Annotated in this window: 11 protein-coding genes, 1 tRNA gene and 1 other RNA gene; 7 read left to right on the top strand and 6 right to left on the bottom strand. The window is 47.5% G+C overall.

Features of this window, described 5'->3' with window-relative positions:
* Positions 1-218 precede the first annotated feature (218 nt).
* Genes PEPTYR26121_RS01060 through PEPTYR26121_RS01050 form a run of 3 tightly spaced genes read left to right on the top strand, consistent with a single transcriptional unit; the run spans position 219 to position 1,995 of the window.
* A complete protein-coding gene (locus PEPTYR26121_RS01060; protein ID WP_180498379.1) occupies positions 219-485 on the top strand; it encodes a Veg family protein in 267 nt (88 codons plus the stop codon).
* Between the two features lie 39 nt (positions 486-524).
* Positions 525-1,352, top strand: a complete 828-nt coding sequence (ispE, locus tag PEPTYR26121_RS01055; RefSeq protein WP_180498377.1) for a 4-(cytidine 5'-diphospho)-2-C-methyl-D-erythritol kinase — start codon at positions 525-527, stop codon at positions 1,350-1,352.
* Positions 1,345-1,995 (top strand): hypothetical protein, encoded by a 651-nt coding sequence (locus PEPTYR26121_RS01050; protein ID WP_180498375.1) that lies wholly within the window; start codon positions 1,345-1,347, stop codon positions 1,993-1,995. Before ispE ends, PEPTYR26121_RS01050 begins: the two co-directional genes overlap by 8 nt.
* Positions 1,996-2,140: 145 nt before the next feature.
* Here PEPTYR26121_RS01050 and ffs read toward each other — a convergent pair.
* The 5 genes from ffs to PEPTYR26121_RS01025 form a co-directional block, all read right to left on the bottom strand.
* Positions 2,141-2,405: signal recognition particle sRNA large type (ffs, locus tag PEPTYR26121_RS01045), an RNA gene on the bottom strand.
* 11 nt (positions 2,406-2,416) lie between these two features.
* Positions 2,417-2,508 (bottom strand) — tRNA-Ser (locus PEPTYR26121_RS01040).
* A 66-nt stretch (positions 2,509-2,574) separates the two neighbouring features.
* Positions 2,575-3,528, bottom strand: coding sequence for a biotin--[acetyl-CoA-carboxylase] ligase (locus PEPTYR26121_RS01035; RefSeq protein WP_180498373.1), 954 nt, complete (start codon positions 3,526-3,528; stop codon positions 2,575-2,577).
* Positions 3,528-3,995 carry a tRNA (cytidine(34)-2'-O)-methyltransferase gene (locus tag PEPTYR26121_RS01030; RefSeq protein ID WP_180498371.1) on the bottom strand — a complete coding sequence of 156 codons (468 nt, stop codon included), beginning with the start codon at positions 3,993-3,995 and terminating at the stop codon, positions 3,528-3,530. The genes PEPTYR26121_RS01035 and PEPTYR26121_RS01030 overlap by 1 nt, the downstream gene beginning before the upstream one ends.
* Positions 3,992-6,274: a helicase C-terminal domain-containing protein gene (locus tag PEPTYR26121_RS01025; protein WP_180498369.1), complete on the bottom strand. Its 2,283-nt coding sequence runs from the start codon at positions 6,272-6,274 to the stop codon at positions 3,992-3,994. The genes PEPTYR26121_RS01030 and PEPTYR26121_RS01025 overlap by 4 nt, the downstream gene beginning before the upstream one ends.
* Before the next feature lie 76 nt (positions 6,275-6,350).
* Here PEPTYR26121_RS01025 and PEPTYR26121_RS01020 point away from each other — a divergent pair, with 76 nt between their 5' ends.
* A complete protein-coding gene (locus PEPTYR26121_RS01020; protein ID WP_180498367.1) occupies positions 6,351-6,989 on the top strand; it encodes a class II aldolase/adducin family protein in 639 nt (212 codons plus the stop codon).
* Between the two features lie 166 nt (positions 6,990-7,155).
* Complete coding sequence (locus PEPTYR26121_RS01015; RefSeq protein ID WP_180498365.1) at positions 7,156-9,684, top strand: sulfatase-like hydrolase/transferase; 2,529 nt, start codon at positions 7,156-7,158, stop codon at positions 9,682-9,684.
* Between the two features lie 43 nt (positions 9,685-9,727).
* On the opposite strand, the gene PEPTYR26121_RS01010 is transcribed toward PEPTYR26121_RS01015, so the two are convergent.
* Positions 9,728-10,087: a class II SORL domain-containing protein gene (locus PEPTYR26121_RS01010; RefSeq protein ID WP_180498363.1), complete on the bottom strand. Its 360-nt coding sequence runs from the start codon at positions 10,085-10,087 to the stop codon at positions 9,728-9,730.
* A gap of 166 nt (positions 10,088-10,253) precedes the next feature.
* Here PEPTYR26121_RS01010 and PEPTYR26121_RS01005 point away from each other — a divergent pair, with 166 nt between their 5' ends.
* The gene (locus PEPTYR26121_RS01005; RefSeq protein WP_180498361.1) at positions 10,254-11,372 is read left to right on the top strand and encodes a THUMP domain-containing class I SAM-dependent RNA methyltransferase; all 1,119 of its coding nucleotides are present in this window, start codon (positions 10,254-10,256) and stop codon (positions 11,370-11,372) included.
* 15 nt (positions 11,373-11,387) lie between these two features.
* Positions 11,388-12,476, top strand: a complete 1,089-nt coding sequence (locus PEPTYR26121_RS01000) for a PP2C family protein-serine/threonine phosphatase (RefSeq protein WP_180498359.1) — start codon at positions 11,388-11,390, stop codon at positions 12,474-12,476.
* Positions 12,477-12,603 lie beyond the last annotated feature (127 nt).

Here is a 12,603-nt window from a genome sequence, read left to right as displayed (position 1 = left end):
TTTGTTGCAAGAGGAAGAAACTCAGAGCACGAGAGTGCTGCCGGTAACAGCCCCTTATAGGGGCATAACAAACCACCGGCTAAGCCGGTGGTTCTGATTTATTCCCTTGACCGCCATAGGATTTTGCGATATTATATAGCGTTACTTCCCTTGACAATCATGCTCTGACGTTGTATACTTGTTGTATAAGTGGATAATTGGGTAGAAGGGCGGTTCACATGACACAAGTAGATATGATCAAAAATGAATTGTCGGAACATATCGGCAAGCGCGTGATCGTAAAGGCCAATAGAGGCAGGAAGCGTATCGTAACGCGAAAGGGAATTTTAAAGGCAGTTTATCCCTCATTGTTTGTCGTGACGATTTCATCGGAAGGTTTGGCGGATAGAAATATCTCCTTTACCTACGGCGATGTCTTGACCTCTACGGTAAAAATTGCCATTTTAGAAGAAGACGTCGACACATCCGATTTGAAAATTTCGTAATTTAGCTCCTTCAATGGAGCTTTTTTATTGGGAGGAATTATGCGCGCTTTTGCAAAAATCAATGTGGGCCTCTGGATCAAGTCGAAGCGTGATGACGGCTACCACGAGATCGAAACAGTCTTTTTACCCATCGATCTATGGGATGATATTACAATCAAAAGATCTGAGCGTTTTACCATTGCGGGACCGAATTTCGGAGCGGACGATCTTATGGCGAAAGGTCACCGATATTTAGAAGAACGTTTCGGAAAGCTTCCCGTGGCCATCGCCATTGAAAAGAACATTCCCGTGGGGGCAGGCCTCGCCGGAGGAACGGCGGACGGCGCCGCTCTTATAAGAGGTGTGCGAGACCTCTACGACCTGCCTTTAAGTGACGAGGAGTTCATGAAGGAGAGCGTATTTTTGGGCGCGGATTTTCCCTATTGCTTCTACAACAAGCCCGCTATTGGCAGGGGAATAGGCGATGAACTCAAGGGGATCGAGGTTCCGTCCCATCCCTTGATTCTTCTGAATCCCGGGTTTTCCGTGTCTACGCCGGAGGCATATAGCCTGTGGAAGGAGAGGGGCGACGGGAGCGCCGAAGAAACGGTGCGTATTCTGAAGGAAGGAAATCTGTCGGCGTTAAAGGATGCGGTATCCAATGATCTCATGGCGGGCGTAGCCGAAAAACACGATGTAATTTACGAGATGATCGACGCTTTATACCGTGAAGGTGCAGTTTTTTCCCATATGACGGGATCGGGCCCCACGGTTTACGGAATTTTTGATAGTGCCGCAACGAGAGACGCTGCATATGCTATACTGAAAGATAAGTTTAAGATAGCGATTAAGACGAGAACGAGAACGTCAGGAGAAGGGAATGGATAGACTGGGCATCGCCTTTCGAGATATTACCGGCGCTTATGTAGCCTGCGCCATTCATAAAATGCGACCGACGCTTAATATGACGCTTTTATACGATCCTAAAGGTTCCGTTGAAGACTTTTTAAAAGAATCGGAAGAGCGGATGGAACGCATGGAGATAAAAGACTACCTCACCGTGCTCCCCGAAAAGAGTGTGGGGCGACGGGATTATTTTCGCGTCGTTAACGGAAACGGCCACGAAGGTCTACTCCTGGATACGGGGGAAGAGGGAATGGATACATCTCTCATTAATTTCACCATTGCAGACGGCCTCTTTCAGCGTAGTTTCGTTCTGGATATACTGGACAGCTACATGGCCCGAGTTCCCGCAGGTACTGAGCGCGTCGTCCTCGCCTTGCCCGGCTATAGCTACCGCGCTGAGGATTTTAGGCGGGCCTTCGGGAGAAAAAATATTTCCGTCATCGATCCTCTGGCACTCTGGGTGGAGAGGGAAATAAAAGACGAGGGGATCGGCGATTTAAGGTTTTACTGGACTCTTCGCGATTTTGAATTGGAGCGGCGCATGGAAGAGATTTTCCAAAAACCTGTATACTTCAGAACCTATTACAATCATCCCTGGCTTCGAGGAGAAGTAAAGAGAAAATAATTTCGTGAAATCGTAGGCTGTGTGCCTGCGGTTTTTTGTTGATCGCAACTATTATAGAGTTCGTAAAAAGGTCTACGTCATGGACGCAGACCTTTTTCTTTGCACAAAAAAAGAGCGGCTATACCGCTCAAATTTTAATATGTAACCATGCACCCGGCGTTGCATTTAAGTTCCATACGTTACCGAAATAGTTAACTCAGAGAAGGCTAATCTACGTCACATAGACTGACTTACTTAGTGCTGCTTCCGTCAAGACCTGACACGGTTCGCAAGGGTCTATTGCGTAGGACCTGCTCATCAACATCACTTGTTTCGGGCAGACTACAAAAAATAAATGCTATGCCGGGAATTCAATCTTGCTATAGCGGACTGCAAGTTACAGGGTACCGCTACTTCCCCATCTAGCATGGCAAACTTTTACTGGCGGAGAGAGGGGGATTCGAACCCCCGATACGCTATAAACGTATACCCGCTTTCCAGGCGAGCGCCTTAAACCAACTCAACCATCTCTCCATTGGATTACAGTATATAATTATATGGGCGATGGCACGCTTTGTCAAGGATATTTCCTAAAAAGATTTACCAGTTTCCGCGAATGGAGATAGCACCGGCCGTAAGAGTGGTAGTGGAGCCGTTTACATCCACGACGAGGCCGCCGTCGTCGTCGATAGTTTTTACCTTTCCCGTGTACTCGATGTCCCGCTTCGAAAAGGCGATGGTCTTGCCGATGGTTAAATTATATTTTCTGTAGGCATCTAAAATTTCTTCTTTCGGACGGGCACACCATTTATAAAGGGCATTTACGAAATCCGCCGCCAAGCGATTACGCGAAAGTTTTCCTTCGTCGATGGAGCCGGCGGAGGGAAGTTCTTTTTTATCGAAGGTTTTCCGAGGGGTGTCGGTATTGATACCGATGCCCACCACATATCGCGGCGTAGAGGACGAGAAATTAGCCTCCGTCAAGATGCCGGCGATTTTTTTATGCTCCAAGTAAAGATCGTTGACCCATTTAATTAGAATAGGCTTTTGCGTTTGAAGGCTTATAGCATCCCGTGCGGCGACGGCGGCGGCTATAGTTAAAAGCTCCGGCGAAAAATCTTTCGACCCCTTCAAGATAGCGGAAAGATAGAGTCCGCTACCGAAGGGAGAGAGGAAGGATTTTCCAACCCGTCCTTTGCCGGCGGTCTGCTCCTCCGCCACCATAAAGGAGAAGGAGGAAAGTGGGCTTTCGTCGTCGCGGCGAAAAATTTCATCATTTGTAGAGGTGACGGATTGCTCCACGAGCACTTCGATCTCTTTAAGTTCATCTATTAGACCGGAGGCGATTTTTTCTTTTTCGAGAGGTTCGTAATCTCGATTAAGGCGATACCCGCGATTGGTCACCGCCTCGATATGATAGCCTGCCTTTCTAAGATCCCGTATAGATTGCCATACGGCGGCCCGGGTAATATGAAGGTCTTCGGCGAGTTCTTCTCCTGAGAGGAAATCATCGGCTTCCTGTAGTTTTTTTAAAATATAATCTTTATTTGCCATTATGCCATCCCCGGATAATCCAATTGGCGAAGAGCTTCGAATAAAATAATGTTGACGGATACTGAAAGGTTTAAACTTCTGCCGAAATCTTTCAGCATAGGGATGCGGATGGCGGAATCGTAATGTTCTTTAATCAGTTCTTCGGGAAGCCCCTTTGTTTCTTTTCCGAAAACCAAGAAATCCCCGTCTTGAAACTGAATATCGCAGTAGCGCTTTTCCGATTTCGTACTGGCGAAGAAGAAGCGGTGATCTTTATATTCTTCAAAGACTTCTTCGATGCTGTCGTGGTAGCGAATGTCCACGAGATGCCAATAATCCAGCCCGCTGCGCTTTAAGTGTTTGTCGTCGGTGGAAAAACCGAGGGGACGGACCAAGTGCAGCACACTCTTCGTCAGGCCGCAGCTTCTCGCTATGGCGCCGGTGTTGTGGGGGATTTCAGGTTCTACTAAACAAATATGCAAAGTCATAGGGACCTCCAAAAGTTTTTTATTCTATCTTTCATGTCTTCGGGGGAATAAACGGTCTGTATGTTCCATTCACGGGGCAGAAGGGCACGAATGTCCTGTCGGACGAAGCGATCATCTAAAAGGAGGAGTTGCCCCTTGTCGCTGTCCGTGCGAATAATGCGGCCGGCGGCCTGGACCACCTTCGTAATGCCCGGATAAATATAGGCGTAGGCATAGCCGTCTTTTCCCAGTTCATTGAATCGATTTTTAATCAGTTCGCGCTCCGGTGAAAGGCCGGGGAGGGAAAGGGTTAAAATGCTTACGCCGCGAAGGGCGTCGCCTACGAGATCGATCCCCTCGGAAAAGACGCCGCCCATTACGGCGTAGCCGTGGACGGTTTCGTCGCTGAAAAAATGCTCGATAAAATCTCGCCGCTCTTTCTCTGTCATGGATCTCTCTTGATCCAGGGGAAAAGGATCGTTTATTCCCGCAAGTACCTGATCTTTATAGGCGTAAGACGGGAAGAAATGGATGAAATTCCCTTCGCTGCTTTCCGTAAAGGCGCGAAGGTAATCTCGAACGAGTGGCAGCGTTCTCTCTCTGTCCCGGTATTTAGTGGAAACCGAGGGAGGGTGCAGGACGAGCAAGTGATCGGGATCGAAGGGCGAGGGGAGAATTAAGTGATGGGCCTCTTCGCCACCGCCTAAAATTTCTTTGTGATAGCTCATGGGTGAAAGGGTGGCGGAAAAATAAATGACGCCGCCGAAGAGGTTTTTTCGCTCCCATAGGACCCGGGAGGGATCTAGGCAGAGAATGGATAGGCTCCCGGCTTCGGGCACGAAGTAAGTAAAGCGCTTTTCATTATAATAGAGCGCGCGATTTTGCCAGTCTAAGATGGCGAAATAAAGTTCCATCCATTCTTCCGGAGGCTCTTCCGTGGCGCGGGCCAACACTCTCGCCATGGCCTCTTCTAAATCCTCGAGTCTGTCGTGAAATATTTCGGGTAAATCCGCCATAGCGAGATGCGGACTCTTCGCAGTCTCCTCAAATATTTTTCGAAAAGCCCGGGCCGCCTTTTTTACTTCCCTATCTTCGAAGGAAACCTCATCCATAAGACTTAGGGAAAGCTCGGCGGAGTACATATCTCGAGCGCGATCGATGAGATTATGAGCCTCGTCGATTAAAAGGGTAGTGGCTTTCGTGCGATCTCTGTCTTCCATAAGCCGCTCCAAATAGGTTTTCGGATGGAAGATGTAATTGTAATCGCCTACGAGAACCTGAGCGAAATTACTGAGATCCAAGCCGAATTCGAAGGGACAGAGCATATGCTCTTCACTATAAGTGCGAATGGTATGGCCGTCGAAGATATCTTCATTATCATAGATGGCGAGGATGCCTTCGAGGAGCCGATCGTAATGACCCTTGGCGTAGGGACAGGCTTCCGGACGGCAGTCGAGTGTGTCGTTGAGGCACGCCTTTTCCTTTGCCACAAGTTCCACGGACTTCATGCGCAGACCCTGTTCTTTTAAAAAGTCTAGGGTCTCCACGGCGATTGTTTTTTGCGTGGAGCGGCCCGTGGCGTAAAAGATCTCCTCGGAAATCCCTTTGCCAATGCTTTTAATGGCGGGGAAGAGAGTGGCGAGGGTCTTGCCGATCCCCGTGGGCGCCTGAATGAAGATCGTCTCTTTCGCCTGTACCATATTATACACCGAAACCGCCATTTCACGTTGTCCGGGACGAAAATCATCGTATGGAAAAGCCAGAGATTCGGCGGAAGTTTTCATTAAACTTTGAAAGGATTCCAAACGGCTCTGAATTTTTACGAGCCGTTCCATAACCTCGTTCATAAACTCCGTGAGCTCTTCGCGAGTAAATATTTTTTCGTAGCGAAACACGCTCTCGTCTTCTACGCGAATATAGCTTAGGCGGAGGCTCACTTCGTCTAGATCGCGATTTTTACAGTAGAGATAACCGTAGCATTTTAACTGGGCCCAATGGAGGGCATTGGGCCTTTCGTCGATGGCTTCTTTCGTATAGATCGTAGATTTGATTTCATCGAGAATATGGCGTTCATCATCGACGCCGTCGATGCGTCCCTCTAAGAAGATAGATGTTCCGTCGTATTCCACTTCGCCCGAGATCGTAACTTCCGATTCGAAGCCGTCCGTATATTGATTTTGTAATTTCTGATGGAGCCGAATGCCTTCCAGTGCGCGACGATTGGAAAAAAGTCCGTTGTCGATATCGCCACTTCTCATGGTAAATTCCACGAGCTTTCGGACCGACCAGCGATTGTTCATAGGATCACCCCTTCTATTATACACGAGGATGTATGCGGCGAGGGCCCGTGCTATAATGTAGGAATTGGAGGTAGCTATGGATATTCACAACAGACAAAAGTTAATTCAATATGGAAATAAAATGGTGGAAGCAGGACTGACGTTCAGTACCGGGGGAAATCTTTCCGTGCGCGTCGACGAGAACAGCTTTTTGATTACGCCCTCGGGCATGGCCTACGAATCTTTAAAAGAGCGAGATCTCGTGGTTATGAATTCAAAAGGCGAGGTTCTTAAAGGGGACCGGAAGCCGTCGTCGGAGTGGCATATGCACGGCGCTATTTACGACGCCCACCCGGAGATTCAGGTCCTCATCCATACGCACTCGCCCTATGTAAGCGTCGTGTCTTCTCTCGGAGAAGATCTGCCCGCTATCAGCTATTTAATTGCATCGGCGGGAACATCTACCGTGCCCTTGGCCCGCTACGAGACCTTCGGTACCGAGGAATTGGCAAAGGCGGCAGTAGAGGCTATGGGAAATTCCAAAGCGGTTATGCTTTCAAATCACGGACTTATTGCAGGCGGGGATACTCTGAAGCAGGCATTCAGTTTGGCCCAAGAAATCGAATTTTGCGCCTTTATGTATGTAACCGCCCTTTCCACAGGCAAGAAAATCCACTATGTTTCAGATGAAAAAATGGACGAAGTCATTGAAAAGTTTAAAGGATATGGTCAATAGAAAGTACTTTATGGAAGGAACCATTAATAAAATCTATCAAAATCTCTCAATCTTTTTCTTCATGAGTGTATAATAGAGGAGAAAATAAACTGAGCAGGTAAATTTGCTTCACAGAAAGACGATAATTTCTAGCACGCCGCTCAGCCGTAACAGGAGATGAACCACTATGTGGAAAAAGAAAATGAAGCCGACACTCCTTCTTTTGTTGGCCATTAATTTATTATTTTATTTTACAACCTTCATATATAAAGTAGCCCAACCTGCGGATCTTCCGGTCTACATTATGGTGCTTTGTCCCGTCCTTACCACTTTATTCGACGGGCTCCTTTACTTCCTCTTTCCGGCAAAAATCTATCGGGGAGTGGTGCTGGTATTTACCACCTTGCTTAAGGCGAGCATTTCGATTTTTTATAAACAATTCGGAAATTTCGATATTTTCTCGAGGAGTGGCCAGGCCGGGGAGCTTAAGGGCGTGATTTCCGTCATTTTAAAAGACGTAAACATATTTGTCGTCTTTATGCTCGGGCTCATGATCTACGGTCTTTGGCGTATTGTAAAGGGGAGAGATTTCCTGGCCTTTAATAAAAACCGGGCTATCCTTTCCGTGGCGATGATGGCCATTCTTACCGCCGTCCCCGTGGCCACATCCGCAAGAACCTTAGGGATTGAAATGTATTCTACGGTCTTAACGGGCGGTTTGGTTCAAAAAATTAATACGGAAAAGATTTACGACCCTGTGGTCATGAAAAAGATCGAGAAGCACTACCAAAATCCCGAGATCAAGAGCAATCGCTTTACGGGAATCGCCGAGGGAAAGAATGTCCTCTTTATCCAGTGCGAAAGTTTGCAAAATACTTTCGTCAACAGGGAATACAATGGCCAGGAGATCACACCCTTTTTAAATCAGCTGATTAAGGAAAAGGGAACGATTTATTTTAATGACTATTTCGAGTTATTAGGTCTCGGAAATACTTCGGATGCGGAATTCGTCTCTATGAACGGTATCTATCCTTCGGCGAAAGGACAGGCTTACGATTTATTTAAGGATACGAAACTTTACGGCATGCCTCAGGTGGCGAAAAGTCACGGCTACGACAACTTGGCGTTTCACGGCAATAGCGGGAGTTTTTACGATCGGGACAAGCATTATAAGGCCTTGGATTTTAACGGCATTTACCTCGGCGAAGATTTAGTGCAGGATGAGGTCATCAATATGGGCCTTTCCGACGGTAGTTTGTTCCGTCAAATGGCGCCTATCCTGGAGAAGAGTAATCGGGAAGGGAGAAACTTTTTCGCCCTCGCCGTAACCCTTACGACCCACACGCCCTTCGTCATGCCGGAAAATCTAAAAACTATGGAGCCGAAGCCCGGAGACGAAGATGATTTCGTCTACAATTACGCTAATTGTGCCCGCTACACCGACGATTCATTAAAGGCACTTTTCCAAGACCTGGCGGCTCGCGGTATTTTGCAAAATACCGTCATCGTCATTTACGGCGATCACCACGCCATGACCATAAAAAATCCCGAGCATTTCAACTCCATGACGAAATGGCTCGGAAGAGAAATAGATTACGACGAAATGATGAACATTCCCCTCGTCATTACCGTTCCCGGTCTCGAGGAAAATGTGCAGAGAGAAAACATCGGCAGTCAAGTCGATCTCTACCCGACCATACTTAATTTGCTCGGTTGGGACAGGAGCAAATTGCCCATTATGGGGATCGATCTCTTAAACGACGACAAGGAGACGGAAAATAATGTGGTCTTCCCGCAGACCCATATGCTCAAGGGAAGCTATATTACGAAAGACCGCCTTTTCGAAGTAAGTCGCGATAATATTTTCGAACATTCGCGACTTGTAGATCGCAACACACGGAAGGAGCGGCCCGTGAAGGAAGCGGCGCCCCTTTATCAACGGGCGACCCTCACCTTGGATTATGCCTATCGATTGCTCAGAGATAATCGCTTGATGGATCTGATCGAAACAAAGAGCGACGATCTGCCGCAGGAAAAAACTATAATGCACGGCGGCGGCGAACTGGACACCAATGTGGTCACCAATATGATGACGGCGGTAGAGAAATCCTATGCCCGGGGCAAGCGCATGATGGAAATCGACTTTTCGAAAACAAGCGACGGTCATTACGTAGGTTTACACGGCTGGGACGGTTCTATCGAGCGCTACTTCCCCGAGAGAGAGGGGAAGGGCAAGGAGCCTATTTCCCACGAGGAATTTATGGCCATGGAGGAAAAGCACGGCTGGCAGCAGCTGGACCTTTACAATCTCGTCCTTTGGATGGAAGAACATCCCGATGTATATATCATTACGGATATTAAAAAAGACAATATCGAATTCTTAAGCTATATCGCCGAGCATTATGCCGGTATGCGAGGGCGATTTATTCCCCAAATTTATCGCCGAGACGAATACGATCAGGCGCGAGCTTTAGGCTTTCAAAACATTATCTATACGCTCTACCAATCGGAAGATAATGTAGACGAGGTTATCGATTTTGTAAATAGACATCCCCTTTACGGCATTACCATTTCCGACAAAAAATTCAAGACGGGACGCTGGAATGAACTTTTAAATACGAAAAAACCCGTCTTCGTCCACACGATCAACGACGAAAAACGGGCGAAAGAACTTTTACAACAAGGCGTCTCCGCCGTGTATACGGACAGTCTGTAAAAAGGCACAAAAAAAGCACCCGCGAGGGGTGCTTTTTAAATGCTTATTTAATTTCTAATGCATTTTCCCAAAGACCGTGGATATTGCACATGCTCAGTGCAAAGATGGTACCCGGTTTTTCGGTTTTGAAGGTGGTGTGAACGTGGGGTACGGTGAAGACATCGCTTTCGCCGTGGTTGTTAAGTTCGTAGCTTCCCACTTCTACAGGAGCGGAGCCGCCTTCGGGAAGGAAGAAAACTTTGATCCAGGAAATATGGTGTTCGAGTGTGTTGGGGTGTTCGATTTCGGAACCAACGGAAACTTTAACTTTAGCGACGCCACCTTCGAGCTTAGCTTCGATTTCGGGGACGTGTTTTTCGTTTTTCCAATCGCCGGATTTAACGGTTTGAGTTAATAAAGACATAAGTTAACCTCCATATATTCATAGTTTTGTTTACCAATAAGAGTATACCCAGATTATAAAATTAATCACAGATTTTAAAAAATAATCTCAATTAATAAGGGTTTCGGAAATCTTTAACGATGTATTTTACGCCGGATTCTAGTATACTGTTAATAAGAGGTGGTCTATGATTAATTTTGAAGCGACGGCAAATGTCGGCATGGAAGCCGTATTAAAGCGAGAAATTCAAGCTTTGGGTCTGGAAGACATTCGTGTGACGGACGGTTTGGTTTCCATGTCGGGGAATATGGAAGATATGGCGCGGTTAAATTTACATCTGCGCACGGCGGAAAGGGTACATTGGGTACTGAAGCGGTTCCGCGCCACGACCTTCACGGAACTTTTCGACGGGGTCTACGATCTCCCCTGGCCCGATATTATGCCCAAGACGGCGAACTTTATTACGGAGGCAAAGAGCAAAAAATCGGCGCTCTTTTCCCTTTCGGATATTCAGCGCATCAGTGAAAAGGCCATCGTCAACAAGATGCAGACACGCTATAAGACCGAGTGGTTTGAGAAAAACGGCGCCCGTTACCGTATCGGCATTCGCATTATCGAAGATATGGCCACGATTTATTTGGATACTTCCGGAGACGGTTTGCACGATCGCGGTTATCGTCAGCGCTCGGTAAAGGCGCCCCTTACGGAAACTTTGGCGTCGGGTCTCGTCCAACTCAGTTTTTGGAACAAGGATCGCATGCTCGTCGATCCCTTCTGCGGCAGTGGCACGATTTTAATCGAGGCCATTATGCTCGCCAGAAAGATTGCGCCGGGGCTCAATCGTCGATTTGATTTCGAATACTGGAATATAGAAGGCGCCCAAGGGAAGGAAATGCGAAAAGAAGCTTTCGCCATGATCGATTACGACAGCGAACTGGAGATTTACGGCTTCGACATCGACCCCAAGGCCATCGAGGCGACGCGCATCAATCTTGACGGTTTAGGCCTCGCCGACGACGTCCGTTTAATCGAAAAGGACGTGGCCCATTTAGATTTAGGCGGCGAGTACGGCATCATCATTACGAATCCGCCTTATGGCAAGCGCATTGAAGACAGGGAATCGGTAAAGGAAATTAACCGAGCCCTCGGCGATTTGGCACGGAGTCTTCCCACGTGGAGTGAATATATTATCACTGCCGACGAAGGATTTGAAAAGGGCTTCGGCAAGCGAGCCGATCGTAAGCGCAAATTGTTTAACGGAAGCATTCGCACAGATTACTATCAATACTACGGCCCGAGGCCGTAAAGCAGGTGTGGTGGCATGGCTGAACATAATTTACTGAACAATCACATAGAAATGGCCTTGCTCGATACGATCTCCGATTTAATTCGAGTGGTAGATGAGGACAACCAGGTGGTTTATTATAATCACGCCATGCGTCTGGCTCTTGAAGATCAGATGTATCATGTCTACGATTCGGACGATTACGGCTTCTTCGACTTTAAAATGACCGCTCGTTGCCTCGCCAGCGGCGAAACCATTCAACGAGAAACTTATGTCGGGGATGTGTATTATTCCGTAAAGACCAACCCCATCCGCAGCGCCGAGGGAAGGATCGTCGGCGCCGTAGAAGTTTACAGAGATAAGGGTGTGGAGAAGCGTCTCCAGCTCGAACTTGTGGAAAAAAACCGCTCCTTTACGGAAGAGCAGGTCAGTGCATCGGCCATTCAACGCTCCCTCTTGCCGCCCAAGGGCTTTATGCGCGCCCTTTGCATGGATTACTATTTCAGACCGGCGGAACTTTTAAGCGGCGATTTTTTCGACGTGATGCAAATCGACGACGATCACGTGGTGTTTTATATTGCCGATGCCGTAGGTCACGGCTTTTCTTCCTCCATGACCACGGTGTTTATTTCGCAAACTATGCGAAACATGGCGCCGGAGCTTCTCGTCGATCCGACGGTGGCTATGCTCGAGTTGGTCCATCGGTTTAAGGAACTGAATTTACCGGACACCATGTACTTCACCATGTTTTTAGGTGTGTACTCCCTAAAAAAACGCAAACTCACCTATGTAAACGCCGGCCACGATTGCCCGCCCCTTATAAAGAGGGAAGGCAATGTGCGCCTTTTATTGAATGCGGGCTTTCCCGTGACGCCCCTCGTGGAAGCGAGCTTTTACGAATGTCGCTCGGAATATATTCAGCGCGGCGATGAAATTCTCCTTTACACCGACGGTATGACGGAGTGCCGTTCCAGAAATGGAGAGCAGTTCGGGGTAGAAGGTTTAAGGAAGTCTTTCGGCGAGGCTGGAGATCATCCTCTATCGGAGATTATAGATAGACTTAGAGAATTCGTTCAGTCGGAAATTGTCGACGATATGACCTGTCTCTATTTAAAAATGTTATAGATGAATACCGGCATCGAAAGATGGCCGGTTTTTTATTGTGCGCTTTAGCATGAATAAACCACCAGCTATGCTGGTGGTAGGCATAAAAAGCTTTAGCTTTAAGTAAAAAAACCTCCTATGATAAAAT

The organism is Aedoeadaptatus nemausensis (assembly GCF_903819165.1).
In the GTDB taxonomy this organism is placed as follows: domain Bacteria; phylum Bacillota; class Clostridia; order Tissierellales; family Peptoniphilaceae; genus Aedoeadaptatus; species Aedoeadaptatus nemausensis.
This window is presented reverse-complemented; position numbering and strand designations above follow the sequence as displayed.

Bases quoted from the DNA above. Each gene is read 5' to 3' on its own strand.
- PEPTYR26121_RS01060 (WP_180498379.1), top strand. From the start codon at position 219: ATGACACAAGTAGATATGATCAAAAATGAATTGTCGGAACATATCGGC.
- ispE (WP_180498377.1), top strand. From the start codon at position 525: ATGCGCGCTTTTGCAAAAATCAATGTGGGCCTCTGGATCAAGTCGAAG.
- PEPTYR26121_RS01050 (WP_180498375.1), top strand. From the start codon at position 1,345: ATGGATAGACTGGGCATCGCCTTTCGAGATATTACCGGCGCTTATGTA.
- PEPTYR26121_RS01035 (WP_180498373.1), bottom strand. From the start codon at position 3,528: ATGGCAAATAAAGATTATATTTTAAAAAAACTACAGGAAGCCGATGAT.
- PEPTYR26121_RS01030 (WP_180498371.1), bottom strand. From the start codon at position 3,995: ATGACTTTGCATATTTGTTTAGTAGAACCTGAAATCCCCCACAACACC.
- PEPTYR26121_RS01025 (WP_180498369.1), bottom strand. From the start codon at position 6,274: ATGAACAATCGCTGGTCGGTCCGAAAGCTCGTGGAATTTACCATGAGA.
- PEPTYR26121_RS01020 (WP_180498367.1), top strand. From the start codon at position 6,351: ATGGATATTCACAACAGACAAAAGTTAATTCAATATGGAAATAAAATG.
- PEPTYR26121_RS01015 (WP_180498365.1), top strand. From the start codon at position 7,156: ATGTGGAAAAAGAAAATGAAGCCGACACTCCTTCTTTTGTTGGCCATT.
- PEPTYR26121_RS01010 (WP_180498363.1), bottom strand. From the start codon at position 10,087: ATGTCTTTATTAACTCAAACCGTTAAATCCGGCGATTGGAAAAACGAA.
- PEPTYR26121_RS01005 (WP_180498361.1), top strand. From the start codon at position 10,254: ATGATTAATTTTGAAGCGACGGCAAATGTCGGCATGGAAGCCGTATTA.
- PEPTYR26121_RS01000 (WP_180498359.1), top strand. From the start codon at position 11,388: ATGGCTGAACATAATTTACTGAACAATCACATAGAAATGGCCTTGCTC.